The 12,808-nt window shown below is 63.5% G+C and carries 10 protein-coding genes; 2 read left to right on the top strand and 8 right to left on the bottom strand.

Annotation, left to right across the window (positions count from 1 at the left end):
- Positions 1–7 precede the first annotated feature (7 nt).
- Positions 8–766 carry a TylF/MycF/NovP-related O-methyltransferase gene (locus FJ958_RS01070; RefSeq protein ID WP_140738283.1) on the bottom strand — a complete coding sequence of 253 codons (759 nt, stop codon included), beginning with the start codon at positions 764–766 and terminating at the stop codon, positions 8–10.
- Between the two features lie 148 nt (positions 767–914).
- On the opposite strand from FJ958_RS01070, the gene FJ958_RS01065 reads away from it, so the two are divergent.
- Positions 915–1,838, top strand: coding sequence for a class I SAM-dependent methyltransferase (locus tag FJ958_RS01065; RefSeq protein WP_140738280.1), 924 nt, complete (start codon positions 915–917; stop codon positions 1,836–1,838).
- Between the two features lie 23 nt (positions 1,839–1,861).
- Here FJ958_RS01065 and FJ958_RS01060 read toward each other — a convergent pair whose 3' ends face one another.
- The 5 genes from FJ958_RS01060 to FJ958_RS01040 form a co-directional block, all read right to left on the bottom strand.
- Entirely contained in the window at positions 1,862–2,725 is an 864-nt protein-coding gene (locus FJ958_RS01060; protein ID WP_140738277.1) for a patatin-like phospholipase family protein, read from the bottom strand.
- On the bottom strand, positions 2,722–4,086 hold the full coding sequence (locus FJ958_RS01055) for a pitrilysin family protein (RefSeq protein ID WP_246679455.1): 1,365 nt from the start codon (positions 4,084–4,086) through the stop codon (positions 2,722–2,724). Before FJ958_RS01055 ends, FJ958_RS01060 begins: the two co-directional genes overlap by 4 nt.
- Entirely contained in the window at positions 4,086–5,474 is a 1,389-nt protein-coding gene (locus FJ958_RS01050; RefSeq protein ID WP_140738271.1) for a pitrilysin family protein, read from the bottom strand. The genes FJ958_RS01055 and FJ958_RS01050 overlap by 1 nt, the downstream gene beginning before the upstream one ends.
- A gap of 120 nt (positions 5,475–5,594) precedes the next feature.
- Positions 5,595–6,149, bottom strand: a complete 555-nt coding sequence (gene rsmD, locus FJ958_RS01045; protein ID WP_140738268.1) for a 16S rRNA (guanine(966)-N(2))-methyltransferase RsmD — start codon at positions 6,147–6,149, stop codon at positions 5,595–5,597.
- On the bottom strand, positions 6,146–8,113 hold the full coding sequence (locus tag FJ958_RS01040) for a pseudouridine synthase (protein WP_140738265.1): 1,968 nt from the start codon (positions 8,111–8,113) through the stop codon (positions 6,146–6,148). The genes rsmD and FJ958_RS01040 overlap by 4 nt, the downstream gene beginning before the upstream one ends.
- A gap of 180 nt (positions 8,114–8,293) precedes the next feature.
- Between FJ958_RS01040 and FJ958_RS01035 the strand changes: the two genes are divergently transcribed.
- Positions 8,294–8,743 (top strand): nucleoside deaminase, encoded by a 450-nt coding sequence (locus FJ958_RS01035; RefSeq protein ID WP_140738262.1) that lies wholly within the window; start codon positions 8,294–8,296, stop codon positions 8,741–8,743.
- Positions 8,744–8,783: 40 nt separating this feature from the next.
- Here FJ958_RS01035 and FJ958_RS01030 read toward each other — a convergent pair whose 3' ends face one another.
- On the bottom strand, positions 8,784–9,461 hold the full coding sequence (locus FJ958_RS01030; protein WP_140738259.1) for a hypothetical protein: 678 nt from the start codon (positions 9,459–9,461) through the stop codon (positions 8,784–8,786).
- Positions 9,462–9,706: 245 nt separating this feature from the next.
- On the bottom strand, positions 9,707–12,697 hold the full coding sequence (gene ileS / locus FJ958_RS01025; RefSeq protein ID WP_140738256.1) for an isoleucine--tRNA ligase: 2,991 nt from the start codon (positions 12,695–12,697) through the stop codon (positions 9,707–9,709).
- Positions 12,698–12,808 lie beyond the last annotated feature (111 nt).

Here is a 12,808-nt window from a genome sequence, read left to right as displayed (position 1 = left end):
CCGTGGCTCAGTTGTCGACAATCGGCTTTTGCCACCAACCGCCTGTCCAGTCTATCTCATGCATCGGCGCAGTGATGTGGTTGCGTGCGCGATAATCCTCAACTGCCTTTCGGCATGGCAGATGCGCAAGGTCGTCGATGATCGCAAAGCCGCCGGGTGACAGCCTTGGATAAAGCGCTTCAAGGCTATCCGTCGTCGACTCATACATATCGCCGTCCAGTCGGATGAGGGCGAATGGGCCGGCTTTCAAGTCCGGCAAGGTGTCCCCGAACAAGCCTTTGACGAAGACCACCTGATCGTCCAAAAGGTCATAGGCAGCAAAGTTGGATTGAACCTGAGCCTGGTCAATCGCTAACTGGCGATATTCGTACAGCCTGTCTCCCTGGTCGGCTGGAAAATTTTCGGCGTCCGGCGGCGGCAGACCGTCGAATGAGTCGGCGACATAGACCTTCCTGTCCGTGATTGCGTTGGCGGCCAGCACGCCGCGCATGAGAATGCAGCAGCCACCGCGCCAAACACCGGTCTCGATGAAATCCCCAGGCACGTTCTCATCAATGGCTTGCTGGACGAGGTCACGCACGTTCGTCAAACGTCTCACACCCGCCATGGAATGAGCAATCGCCGGCCAATCGCGGCCCAGGAGGCGATCCTCGCGATTGAAGGGCGTCGTTTCCCCGACTTTCGCCGGATCAATCACCTGCGAGCCGGAGCCGTAGATTGTATTGGCAATGATCTTGATCAGGAGATCTGTATAGAGGCGGTTCACAATCGACCTTTCAGTGCATCACGTTTCCATATCGAAATATGCTGTTGCGGATATCCAGCCGAAGTGCAACGGAACGACCATCAATTCGCGACGTCGATCCAAAGCGCCGTGAAAGCAAGTCGCAATCAGTTGCCTAGGAAACCGTCCAATGCCAACCCTAGATGAAGCCATGGGCATGATCGAGAGGCTCGATATTGCCGCTTTCCAGGTCAAGACCGAGAGCACCCTCAGTGACCGCAAGAGTTTCCTGCGCGTGCAGAATTTCGCCCGGTCAGTGCTGGGCCATTATGTGTATCTGGAGGTTGGCTCACATCTCGGCGGCAGCTTGTTCCCGCACTTGATTGATCCGGCCTGCGAGGCAGCGATATCCGTCGATCCCCGCCCTCCGGCGCAGCCTGACGAGCGCTCCCAAGTCTTTCATTATCCAGAAAACTCAGCTGCCCGCATGATCGCCGGGCTGTCGGATTGGCTTCCCCCTGCTGCAATGGCCAAACTGACCACGATCGACAGCGACGTCTCCGATGTGCGTCCCGATGCGGTCGCCTTCAAAGCCACAGTTGCGCTGATCGACGGCGAGCATACGAACAGGGCCTGTTTCTCGGACTTTGTCGGCGTTTATTCACTTATGAAACCGGACTGCATTGTTTCCTTCCATGACGCCAACCTGATCGCGGACGCGATCGTCAACGCGGAACGTTTCCTCGATCATATCGGCATCACATACGAAACGGTGTTCCTTCCAGACACCGTGGCCGTTATGGGCCTGGGCGGGCTGGCATCAGCGGTCCGGGACCAGCTTCAACCTCACGCCTTGGATCGGGAGACTTATCTCGAGCGATCACGGCGGCAGCTATGGTCACACGTAGCCAAGGTGCATTATCCAAAAATCCACGCCGAAATAGAGCAGTTGCAGTCCGACAACTCAAAGCTGTCTGATGAGGTTGAATGCATGCGAAAGGCGAGCCTGGACGCGCAGACCCACCTCGCCGCCATAATGTCCAGCACGACCTGGCGCACATCTGCCCCAATTCGCATGGTCGTGGATCGCATCAAGCGTCGCCTCGCCCGATAAGGATCGGCCCGAAAACCTGACGATTACCCAGCCACCCGATTCCCGCGCTCGCTCTTGCCAGCCCGCGCGTCCACAACCCTCTCCACCTCCCGCTTCAATCGATCCTTGATGTCGGCCGTTTCGTTCATCAGGGCGTCGATCTTCAGGAAATCGAGGACGCGGTATTTTGACACTGCCGGGCGGACCAATATGTCGGGGCGGCACTGTTTCAGCTTGTTGGCGATGATCGACTGCATCATGAGTTGCGTGGCGCCGAACATCAAGTCGACGGAGGTCGGCTGTTTGCGGTCGGCTTCTTCCGGCGCGCCGACCACGTCGACGCCAATGATGATGTCGGCGTCGTCCTCGATCAGGTCGAACGGCACGGGATTGTATATGCCGCCGTCGATCAGCAGCCTGCCGTCGCGGGTCACCGGCCGAAAGACGGCGGGAATGGCGGCAGAGGCGGCAAGCGCGGAGTGCAGGTCACCATCGTCGAACACGGCGAGCTTGTGGCCGAAATAGTCCGTCGCCGTCACCTTCAGCGGGATCTTCAGCTCGGCGAAGGTTTCGGGAATGGCCTCGGGCAGGAAGGCCTTCAGGATGCGCTCGACATTGAACTGGCTGACCCGGATGCCGCCTTGCATAGCTTCCGCGATCGTGCCCGGCCGCGCGCGCCACATGCGGCTCGCCACTTCCGCACGCCGGCCGAGGATCGAGCGGGCATAGTCGTGGATGTCCTTGCCGGTCATACCCGATGCCATGCCGGCGCCCATGATGGCACCGATCGACGAACCCGCGATCGCCACCGGCCTGATGCCGAGTTCGTCCAGCGCCTCGATGACATGGATATGCGCCAGACCGCGCGCACCGCCGCCGCCGAACGCTATGCCGAAAGTCGGGCTCATCCCTTACCGGCCGCGGCCAGCGGAGGCCCGACCACCATGATGGTCGGCTCGGCCGAGAGCAGCTTCCGCGCCGCCGCCTTGACCTGATCCAGCGTCACCGCATTGATGTAGCCGGCGCGACGCTGCATGTAGTCGATGCCGAGATCGTCCAGTTGCAGCTCGACCAGCGTCGCGGCGATGGAGCTGGAGGAGTCCAGATTGTTGATGGCATAGGCGCCAATCAGATATTTCTTGGTCGCCGCAAGTTCGGCCTCGGTCGGGCCCTCCTCCGCCAGTCGCTTGACGACGTCGCGCACGATGCCGAGCGTCTCGGCCGCACGGTCGGAGCGCGTTCCGGTGCTGACGATCAGCGCATTGGCGTGGTCCTGGTTGACCAACGAAGAATTGACGCTGTAGGCCAGCCCACGCTTTTCACGCACCTCCTGGAACAGGCGCGAGGTGAAGGTGCCGCCGCCGAGGATTTCGTTCATCAGCACGGTGGGGAAGAAATCCGCCGCCTTGCGCTTCACGCCGGGCCAGGCGAGCTGGAGCGAGGTCTGCGGCAGGTCGTAATTGACCTCCACACGCTGCGCCAGCTTGGGCTCAATATCCGCGACAGGGGCAAGCGCCTGGTTCTGCGGCAGATCGCCGAACACCGTGTCCAGCTTCTTCTTCAGCGTTTCGGCATCGATGGCGCCGACCACGGCGACATGCAGGCCGCCGCGCGCGAACACCGCCTTGTGCAGGGCCTTGAGATCGTCCTGCGTGATGGCGGCAATGCTCTGTCTTGTGCCCTGGTCGGAGCGCGAATAGGGATGGTCGCCATAGATGGCGCGTGTCCAGCGGTTCTGCGCCACCGTGTCGGGGTCATTCTCGTTGGCGATGATGCCGGACAGGATTTGGGCGCGGATGCGGTCGATCGGTGCCTGATCGAAGCGCGGCTCGTTGACCGCCAGCCGCAACAGATCGAACACCTCGTCTCGCTGTTCAGCCAGCATGCGCATCGAACCATAGACACCGTCGCGGGTCTCTTCGAAACTCATCTCGGCGCCGGCATCGTCGAGCCTGATCTGGAAGGCTTCCGAGTCGAGAGAGCCGGCGCCTTCGTCGAACAGGCCGGTCATCAGGTTGGCCAGGCCTTCTTTCCCTGGCGGATCCTGCGTCGAGCCGCCGCCGAAGACGAAGCGGATGGCGACGACCGGCACGGAATAGTCCTCCACCAGCCAGGCAGTGACACCCTTCGAAGAGGTCACCGACTGGATCTCCATGGCGCGGGCGGCAAGCGCCGGCAAGATCAGGAAGAAGATGGAGAGGAAGAGGGTTGCCAGTGCGGCACGCGCCTTACCTTCTCCCCTTGTGGGATGGTGGTGCTGGCTCATCATCAATTCCCCGCCTGTTGCTGCGGCACGAGATAGCCGGTCGTCGAGCGAGCCAGCACCAGATAGCGCGCGGCGACGGCCTTGACTTCGTCCGCCGTGACCCTGCGGATGCGGTCCGGCCAGTGCTGGACATCCTGCACGTTGCCGCCGGTAGCCAGGGTCGAGCCATAGATGTTGGCCATGGAATCCTGCTTGTCGCGGGCAAAGATCATCGACCTGACATAGCGGTTCTTGGCCTTTTCGAGCTCATCCGATGTGACGCCGTCGCTCGCGATGCGCGCCACCTCGGCATCGACCGCGGCCTCGACATCGGCCAGCTTGGCGTCGCCGCGCGGCACGCCGTAGACGGTGAAATTGGTGTCGTCGAGCATGGTGCCCTGGAAATAGGCACCAGCGCTGGAAGCGATGCCTTGCTGGACCACCAGCGCCTGGTAGAGCCGGCTGCGGTTGCCGCCGCCGAGGATCTCGGCCAGCAGGTCGAGCGCTTCGCCCTCGCCCGGCTTGGCGGTGTGGTAGGACGGCACCACCCATTGCGTCGAAAAACTCGGTACGCTGACGCGGGCATCGGAGAGTGTGACGGTGCGCTTGGTGTTCTGTTCCGGCTCCACCGGGCGTACGCGCGGCGGCAGGTCCGGCCCGCGGGCCACCTTGCCATAGGTCTTCTCGGCGAGGGCCCTCACCGTGTCGGGTTCGACATCACCGGCCACGATCAGCACGGCGTTGTTGGGCCGGTAGTATTCGTTATAGAAGGCCACCGCGTCGGTGCGGTTCAACTGCTCCATCTCCTGCATCCAGCCGATGACCGGAATGCGATAGGGCTGGTTCTGCCACAGCGTGGCATCGACTTCCTCGTCGAGCACCGCCTGCGGATTGTTGTCGATGCGCGAGCGGCGCTCCTCGAGAATGACATCGCGCTCGGTCTTGATGACATCATCGGTCAGGACGAGGTTGCGCATGCGGTCCGCCTCGAAGCTCATCATCAACTCGAGCGCCGATGGCGCCACCGTCTCGTGGAAAGCGGTGTAATCGTAGGAGGTGAAAGCGTTGTTGGAGCCGCCAATGTCGGAGACGGCGCGGTCAAACTCGCCGGCCGCGTGATTGGTCGTCGCCTTGAACATCAGATGCTCGAAGAAATGGGCGATGCCGGATTTGCCCGGCGGCTCGTCGGCACTGCCGATCTTGTACCACACCATATGGGTGACGATCGGCGCGCGGTGGTCGGGAATGACGACCACCTCCATGCCGTTGTCGAGCAGGAAATCCGTCACCTTGAACTCGGCCGGCACCGTATTGGGCAATACCGGGCCGTCGGCCAGCACCGGGCCGGCCATGGTAAAGGCCAGCGATGTCGCCAGCAGCGCCATCCGCAGCCATTCAGCCCTTTGTGTCATCAATGGCTCCGGTTTCCTCGGCAAGACGATAGGCAAGGTGCTTGTGACAAGCAAAGTGAATTGTTGGCTATGTTGCCGGCAAAGGCGGCGGCAAAGAGGCCGCCGCTGGGCGCAGGCGTGTCACGCAGCCTCGATGAAGCGGATGACGGTCTCGCCGTAGTTGCGCTCATCAAGCACCGAAAAGCCGGGGCCGGGTTCAAATGGAACCGCCGCCGTCTCCTCAACCACGCACAGTGCACCGGGGCGCAGCCAGCCGCCGGCACTGGCCGACTGCAGGGCGCGCTCGCCGAGGCCCTTGCCATAGGGCGGATCGGCGAAGACGAGGCCGAACGGCGCCAGCGTGCCTGCCTCGCCAAGGGCGGCTGCGTCGCGGCGGAAGATCTTGGTGCGGCCGGTCAGGCCGAAGGCCTCGACATTGTCGCGGATCAAGCCACGGCCTTCGGCCGACTCCTCGATGAAGACTCCGTAGGACGCGCCGCGCGACAGTGCTTCCAGACCAAGCGCGCCGGTCCCGGCAAACAGATCGAGCACGCGTGCTCCGTCCAGTTGACCGGCGAAGCGATGCGCCAGCACGTTGAAGACGGCCTCGCGGGTGCGGTCGGTCGTCGGACGGATGGCGCTGCTGCGGGGCGTCGCCAGCGGACGCCCGCGAAACTCCCCGCCAACGATCCTCATCTTGTCCTGGGGCCCTTGGGACCGCCGCGCGGACGCTCACCGCCACCCGCGCCGCCTGGACGCTCGCCACGCGGCTTGCCGAACGGCTTTGCACCGACCGGTTTGCCGCCGGGCTTGCCATAGGCCGGCTTGAACGAGGCCTTGCGCGCCTTGGCGTCGGCGGCCTTGGCCGCTTCGGCCTCCGCCCTGCCCTTGCCGATCGGCCGGGCACCCGGCGCCATCCAGACATTGGCCTTGCGCTGGCCGGGCGGCTCGATCGGCCGCTGCTCGCGCTCGGATTTCTTGCCGCCGCCACGAGGCTTGTCCCCGAAGCCACCGCGCGGCTTATCGCCGAAGCCGCCGCGTTCGGGCCTCGGACCGCGTTCGCCAAAGCTCTTTTCCGATGAACTTCTGTCGGGACTTGTCGACAGTTTGCCGAGCGCCTCGTCGCGGCTGCCTTCCCGGCGCTTGCGGTTCTTGATCAACCCGCCCTCGCCGATCGGCCGGCGCTCGCCGTCACGCGTGAATTTCGGCCGCTCGGGCTCTGCTTCACGGGTCTCGGTGCGCCGCACCGGCTTGTTGGAAAACGGTTTTGCTATCTCGGCGTCGAAGTTCGCGCCGGATTCCTCCACCAACCGCTCGCCAAGCTGGTCGCGCAGCACCCGGCCCTTGATCTCCAGCACATGGCCCTCCGGAAGATCCTCGAGCTGGAAGGGCCCGTAGGAAATGCGGATCAGCCGCGTCACATCGAGGCCGAGCGCGCCGAGAATGTTCTTGACCTCACGGTTCTTGCCCTCGCGCAAGCCGATCGTCAGCCAGGCGTTGGAGCCCTGCTCGCGGTCGAGACTGGCCTCGATAGCGCCATAGAAGACACCGTCGACGGCAATGCCTTCGCGCAGGCCGGCCAGCGCGCTTTCCTCGACCTTGCCGTGGACGCGCACGCGGTAGCGGCGCAGCCAGCCGGTGGCCGGCAGTTCGAGCACGCGCGACAGACCGCCATCGTTGGTGAGCAGCAGCAAGCCCTCAGTGTTGATGTCGAGCCGGCCGATGGTCATCAGCCGCGGCAATTCGGCCGGCAGCACGTCGAAGACGGTCTTGCGGCCTTCGGGATCGCGGTTGGTGGTGACGACGCCGGCCGGCTTGTGAAACAGGAACAGACGCGTGCGTTCGATCGGCGGAATTTCCATGCCGTCGAGATGAATGATGTCGTCGGGCATGACATTGAAAGCCGGCGAAGCCAGCACCCGGCCATTGACCTTGACGCGGCCGGCAGCGATCAGGTCCTCGGCATCGCGGCGCGAGGCGAGACCGGCACGCGCCAGCCGCTTGGCGATGCGCTCGCCGGCTTCTTCCGTTGCTTCCGCCGGCCGCGGACGCGGCTTGAAACCGCCGCCCGATGCACCTTGGGACCGATCACTGAAATCACGCTTGGGTCTGTCGCTCCCGAAGTCGCGCTTGGGACGGTCACCGAAGTCACGCTTCGGACGATCTGCGAAGTCACGCTTGGGACGGTCGAAGCGCTTTTCGCCGCCCTCCGCCGAAGCAGCAACCGGACGATCACCGCGCGGGGCGTAGGGCTTACGCGGCCCCTCGCGCTTTTCATATGGCTTGCGCTCGCCTTCGGCCGCCATTGGGCGGTTGCCGCGTGGGGCGTAGGGCTTACGCGGCCCCTCGCGCTTCTCATACGGCTTGCGCTCGCCTTCGGGCGCCATCGGACGGTCGCCGCGAGGCGCATAGGGCTTGCGCGGGCCTTCGCGCTTCTCATAAGGCTTGCCCGCGGGGCGTGGCCCCTTACTGAATGGCTTGTCGCCGCCCTTGAAGTCGCGCTTCGGGCGCTCGCCCTCAGCGGCCATCGGCCGATCGCCACGCGGCGCATAGGGCTTCTTGGCACCGAACGATGGCTTGCCGCCCCTGTCGCGGCGCGGAGCCGCGGGTTTCTTGCCCGGGCCTTTTTGGCGCGGAGATTTCTTGTCGTTGTCGTCCATGTGGCCTTTGTCCGTTTGCGCTGCTACAGCGTGGCGCATCCTTTCGGGCGCGCAACGAACGCTGTAGCACTTTGATTTGGCGCATGATCATTTCTGAAAATCGAGTCCGATTTTCAGGTTGATGCGCTCAATAACAGGATCACCGCCGGGAGGCGAGGAGATAATGGGAATGGAAACCGCGTGAAGCGGCCGGATTTCATGGCCGTGGCGCTGCAGGAGGCCGAAGCGGCAGCCCTGCGCGGCGAAGTGCCGGTCGGCGCCGTCATTGCGAATGGCAGCACGATTGTGGCCAGTGCCGGCAACCGTACCCGCGAGCTTGCCGATCCAACGGCGCACGCCGAGATGCTGGTCATACGAGAAGCCTGCGGCAAACTCTCGAGCGAGCGCCTCACCGGCCACGATCTTTATGTGACACTCGAACCCTGCGCCATGTGCGCCGGTGCCATTTCCTTCGCCAGATTGCGCCGGCTTTATTTTGGCGCCGCCGACGAAAAGGGTGGCGCGGTGGTCAATGGCGTACGCTTCTTCGCCTCGCCGACCTGTCACCATACGCCCGATATCTATCCTGGCATGGGCGAAACCGAAGCGGGCCTGCTGCTAAAGGATTTCTTCAGGGAACGCCGCGACTGACGCAGGCGCTCTGCCCACCTCTGGTCAGCGCGGCCAGCAGTTACAGCGAGGGCAACCAGTCGAACCAGCCGCTCTTCTTGCCTTCCGCCTCTTTCTTCAGGCGGCGTTCCTTCTTGTACTCGTCCTCGCCGAGCTCACCCTGCGGGGCGGTGTCGGCCGCGACGCGATAAGCCACCGGCGGCTCGCTGAGATATTTGCGGGTGTTCGGATCGCCCTGCTTGCTCTCGGCAAGGCGGCGCTGGATCTCGGCGGCGCGGCCCTTGTCGGAATCAGCGGGCGTCCAGCGCGGCGGATGGCTCGAGCCAGACTCTTCCATCGCCTTTTTCACAGATGCGGGGTCCGTCTGCACGTCATCAACGATCTGCGACTGGTAAGACGGATCATCCTGATGAGCGGTGGCGTCGGCACGCAGACGTGCACGGCGCTGCTCGGGCGATTCGGGCCATTGAGCACTTGCCGTTTCGATACTGTCCTGCGGAGCCGGCAGCGCGCCCTTCTGGCCAGGCGCCGGCTTCACCAGTGTGGGACGCGGCTTGTAATCGATCTGGTCCTTGTGCTTCGGCGCAATGGAAAAGGCGCTCGATAGATCGCCGGCCAATTGTTCGCCGGCGGTCTTGTCGGTGCCGTAGGTCGGAGAGCCGACGCAGCCGGCCAGAGCAAGCCCGGATGCGAAAAGCGGCGCCAGCAGCGCAAGGCGCGCCTTATATCTCTCGGTCATGCCAAAAAGTCCCACTCTAGACAGCCTCTCGATCGTCACCGGCCCATGTCCGGTCCCCATCGTCTACGCACTTGCGACGGAAATCCGGCGACAATTTGTCTTCCGGAGTCTCGCGTGTTTACCTCAACCACTCGTTAAGGGCAACGCGCGGGCGGATTTGCATCGCCCGGCGTGGCATTTGTGCACCTTTTTGACTGCATGCATGTCGTTGTCCCAAACCGCTACACACTCTTGGGCGACATGCATCAGAGCCTACCGAGCGCTTTCAGCTCATGCAGCACTGCGGCGTCGCGCGCCGAGACGCCGGGAAAGGCAGGATCCTGCCCGACGTCGGCCGTGTAGCGCCAGGAACGCGCGCATTTGACAAGGCCGCGGTCCTGCGCCTTCTCGACGACCACGGCGACGCCCTTGACGTCATCGAGCGTGAAAGCGCCTTCCGACGCCTGGCCATGGGCAATCACGAGATCACTGGTGATCGCCATCTCGGCCATATCGACGTCCGATATCGCCGCCTCGAGCGCAGCGTCATTGATCGTCACGACAGGGACGGCCTCAAGCGAGGAGCCGATCACCTTCTGGGCACGCGCGATCTCGAGCGCTCCGGTGACGACGCGGCGCACCTGCCGCACCTTGCGCCATTTCTCCGCCAGCGCCTCATTCTTCCACTCCGTCGGAACTTCCGGGAACTGGTCGAGATGCACCGACACCGCATCGGGATGACGGTCGAGCCAAGCCTCTTCCATGGTGAAGGGCAGCATCGGCGCCAGCCATTTCACCAGGCAATCGAAGAGATGACGCACCACCTGCACCGAGGCCTGGCGCTTCACGCTCGACGGCGCCTCGCAGTAGAGCGCGTCCTTGCGGATGTCGAAATAGAAGGCCGACAGCTCTACCACCATAAAATCGAGCAGCGCGCGGGTGATACGCTTGAACTCGAAGGCGTCGTAGCCCTGACGCACCACCTCGTCGAGCTCGGCCAGCCGATGCAGCATCAGCCGTTCCAGCTCCGGCATCTCTTCCAGCGGCACGGTCTCGCCATCGTCATGGGCGAGCGTACCCAGCATCCAGCGAATAGTATTGCGCAGCTTGCGGTAGGCGTCGATGTTGGTCTGCAGCACGTTCTTGCCGAGCCGCTGGTCTTCCCAATAGTCCGTCGTCACCACCCAGAGCCGCAGGATGTCGGCGCCGGACTGTTTGATGACATCCTGCGGAACGACGGTGTTGCCGAGCGATTTCGACATCTTGCGGCCGTCCTCGTCCATGGTGAAGCCATGGGTGACGACAGTGTCGTAAGGCGCCCTGCCCCTTGTGCCGCAGCTTTCGAGCAGCGAGGAGTGGAACCAGCCGCGATGCTGGTCGGAGCCTTCGAGATAGACGTCGGCCGGCCATTTGAGATCAGGACGGTCCTCCAGCGTGAAGACGTGAGTCGAGCCCGAATCGAACCAGACGTCGAGGATGTCCATCACCTGCTTCCATTTGGAGGCGTCGTGATTGCCAAGGAAACGCTCCTTGGCGCCGGCGGCGAACCAGGCGTCGGCGCCCTCGTTCTCGAAGGCGTCCATGATGCGCTGGTTGACGGCGTCATCCCTGAGCACATTGCCGTCCGCGTCGGCGAAGACGGCGATCGGAACGCCCCAGGCACGCTGGCGCGAGAGCACCCAGTCCGGGCGTTCCTCGACCATGGCGCGGATGCGGTTCTGGCCGGCGGGCGGCACGAAGCGGGTGTCGTCGATGGCCTTCAGCGCGCGGCTGCGCAGCGTCGTGCCGTCGCCGAGATCCTTGTCCATGTAGACGAACCATTGCGGCGTGTTGCGGAAGATCACCGGCTTTTTCGAGCGCCAGGAATGCGGATAGCTGTGCTTCAGGCGGCCGCGCGCAAACAGCGCGTTGCGCTTGATCAGCTCGTCGATGACCGCCTGGTTGGCGTTGCCCTTTTTGCCATCGTCGTCGATGACGCGCGCGGGTCCGCCCTCGCGGTCGGGGCCGAAGCCCGGCGCATCCTTGGTGAAGAAGCCGGCATCATCGACAGTGAAGGGGATGACCGTGTCGATACCGCGCTGGCGAAGGTCCGGCGCCGCATCCATCCAGGCGTCAAAATCCTCACGCCCGTGGCCGGGCGCCGTGTGCACGAAGCCGGTGCCGGCATCGTCGGTGACATGGTCGCCGGCAACCAGCGGCACCTGGAATTCGTAGCCGCCGCCGAGACCCTTGAAGGGATGCGAAAGCACAAGACTTCCAAGCTGTTCGGCCGAAACGCCGTGAAGGCGATTCAGGGTGATCTTGGCCTTGGCCTGGCTTTCCTCGGCCAGCGCATCGGCAAAGATCAGCTTCTCCCCCGGCTGCGGCCCAAACGCGTTTTCGGCGGCCGTGACTTCGTAGAGGCCGTAGGCGACGCGCGGCGAATAGTTGACGGCACGATTGCCCGGGATGGTCCATGGCGTCGTCGTCCAGATGACGACATGGGCATCCAGCAGGTCCAGCGACCGCCCGCTCAGGTCGGGATCGAATTCGGCCGGCTGGCCGTCGACGACGCTGGCGACGACAAGATTGGCCACCGGAAATTTCACCCAGATCGTGTCGGACTCATAGTCCTGGTATTCGATCTCCGCCTCGGCAAGTGCCGTGCGCTCGACAACGCTCCACATCACCGGCTTGGAGCCGCGATAGAGCTGGCCCGACATGGCGAATTTCAGCAGCTCGCCGGCGATGCGCGCCTCGGCGTGGAAAGCCATGGTCGTATAGGGGTTCTTGAAATCACCGACGACGCCGAGCCGCTGGAATTCCGCACCCTGAACATTGATCCAGTGCGCGGCGAAATCCCGGCATTCCTTGCGGAACTCGTTGACCGGCACCTCGTCCTTGTTCTTGCCCTTGGCGCGATACTGCTCCTCGATCTTCCATTCGATCGGCAGGCCGTGGCAGTCCCAGCCCGGCACGTAGTTCGAGTCGTAGCCGCGCATCTGGAACGAGCGGGTGACGACGTCCTTGAGGATCTTGTTCAGCGCGTGGCCGATATGGATGTTGCCGTTGGCGTAGGGGGGGCCGTCATGCAGCACGTACTTCTCGCGGCCGGCAGAGCTGTCGCGCAGCTTGCGGTAGAGGTCCATATCCTGCCAGCGCTTGACCAGCACCGGCTCCTTTTCGGGCAAGCCGGCGCGCATCGGGAAATCCGTCCGCGGCAGGTAAAGCGTTTTGGAATAGTCGATCGCCGGGGTGTCCAGTGTTTCGTCAGTCATTGGTCTGCCATGTGCGTGCCGGGCCATGCGGCCTGCGGCGTTGATTTTACTTCTGCGCCTGTCGTTTTCCCAAAACGGGGCCACTTTTGGGCGAGATGCCTTGATGATCTG

It is taken from the genome of Mesorhizobium sp. B2-3-5, from assembly GCF_006442395.1.
In the GTDB taxonomy this organism is placed as follows: Bacteria; Pseudomonadota; Alphaproteobacteria; order Rhizobiales; family Rhizobiaceae; genus Mesorhizobium.
The sequence above is the reverse complement of the archived record's forward strand: the minus strand, read 5'-3'. Positions and strand labels throughout refer to the sequence as shown.

What these genes read in the sequence shown, in the direction of transcription:
- FJ958_RS01050 (WP_140738271.1), bottom strand. Translation starts at nt 5,474, where the DNA reads ATGACACAAAGGGCTGAATGGCTGCGGATGGCGCTGCTGGCGACATCG.
- rsmD (WP_140738268.1), bottom strand. Translation starts at nt 6,149, where the DNA reads ATGAGGATCGTTGGCGGGGAGTTTCGCGGGCGTCCGCTGGCGACGCCC.
- FJ958_RS01060 (WP_140738277.1), bottom strand. Translation starts at nt 2,725, where the DNA reads ATGAGCCCGACTTTCGGCATAGCGTTCGGCGGCGGCGGTGCGCGCGGT.
- FJ958_RS01055 (WP_246679455.1), bottom strand. Translation starts at nt 4,086, where the DNA reads ATGATGAGCCAGCACCACCATCCCACAAGGGGAGAAGGTAAGGCGCGT.
- FJ958_RS01030 (WP_140738259.1), bottom strand. Translation starts at nt 9,461, where the DNA reads ATGACCGAGAGATATAAGGCGCGCCTTGCGCTGCTGGCGCCGCTTTTC.
- ileS (WP_140738256.1), bottom strand. Translation starts at nt 12,697, where the DNA reads ATGACTGACGAAACACTGGACACCCCGGCGATCGACTATTCCAAAACG.
- FJ958_RS01065 (WP_140738280.1), top strand. Translation starts at nt 915, where the DNA reads ATGCCAACCCTAGATGAAGCCATGGGCATGATCGAGAGGCTCGATATT.
- FJ958_RS01040 (WP_140738265.1), bottom strand. Translation starts at nt 8,113, where the DNA reads ATGGACGACAACGACAAGAAATCTCCGCGCCAAAAAGGCCCGGGCAAG.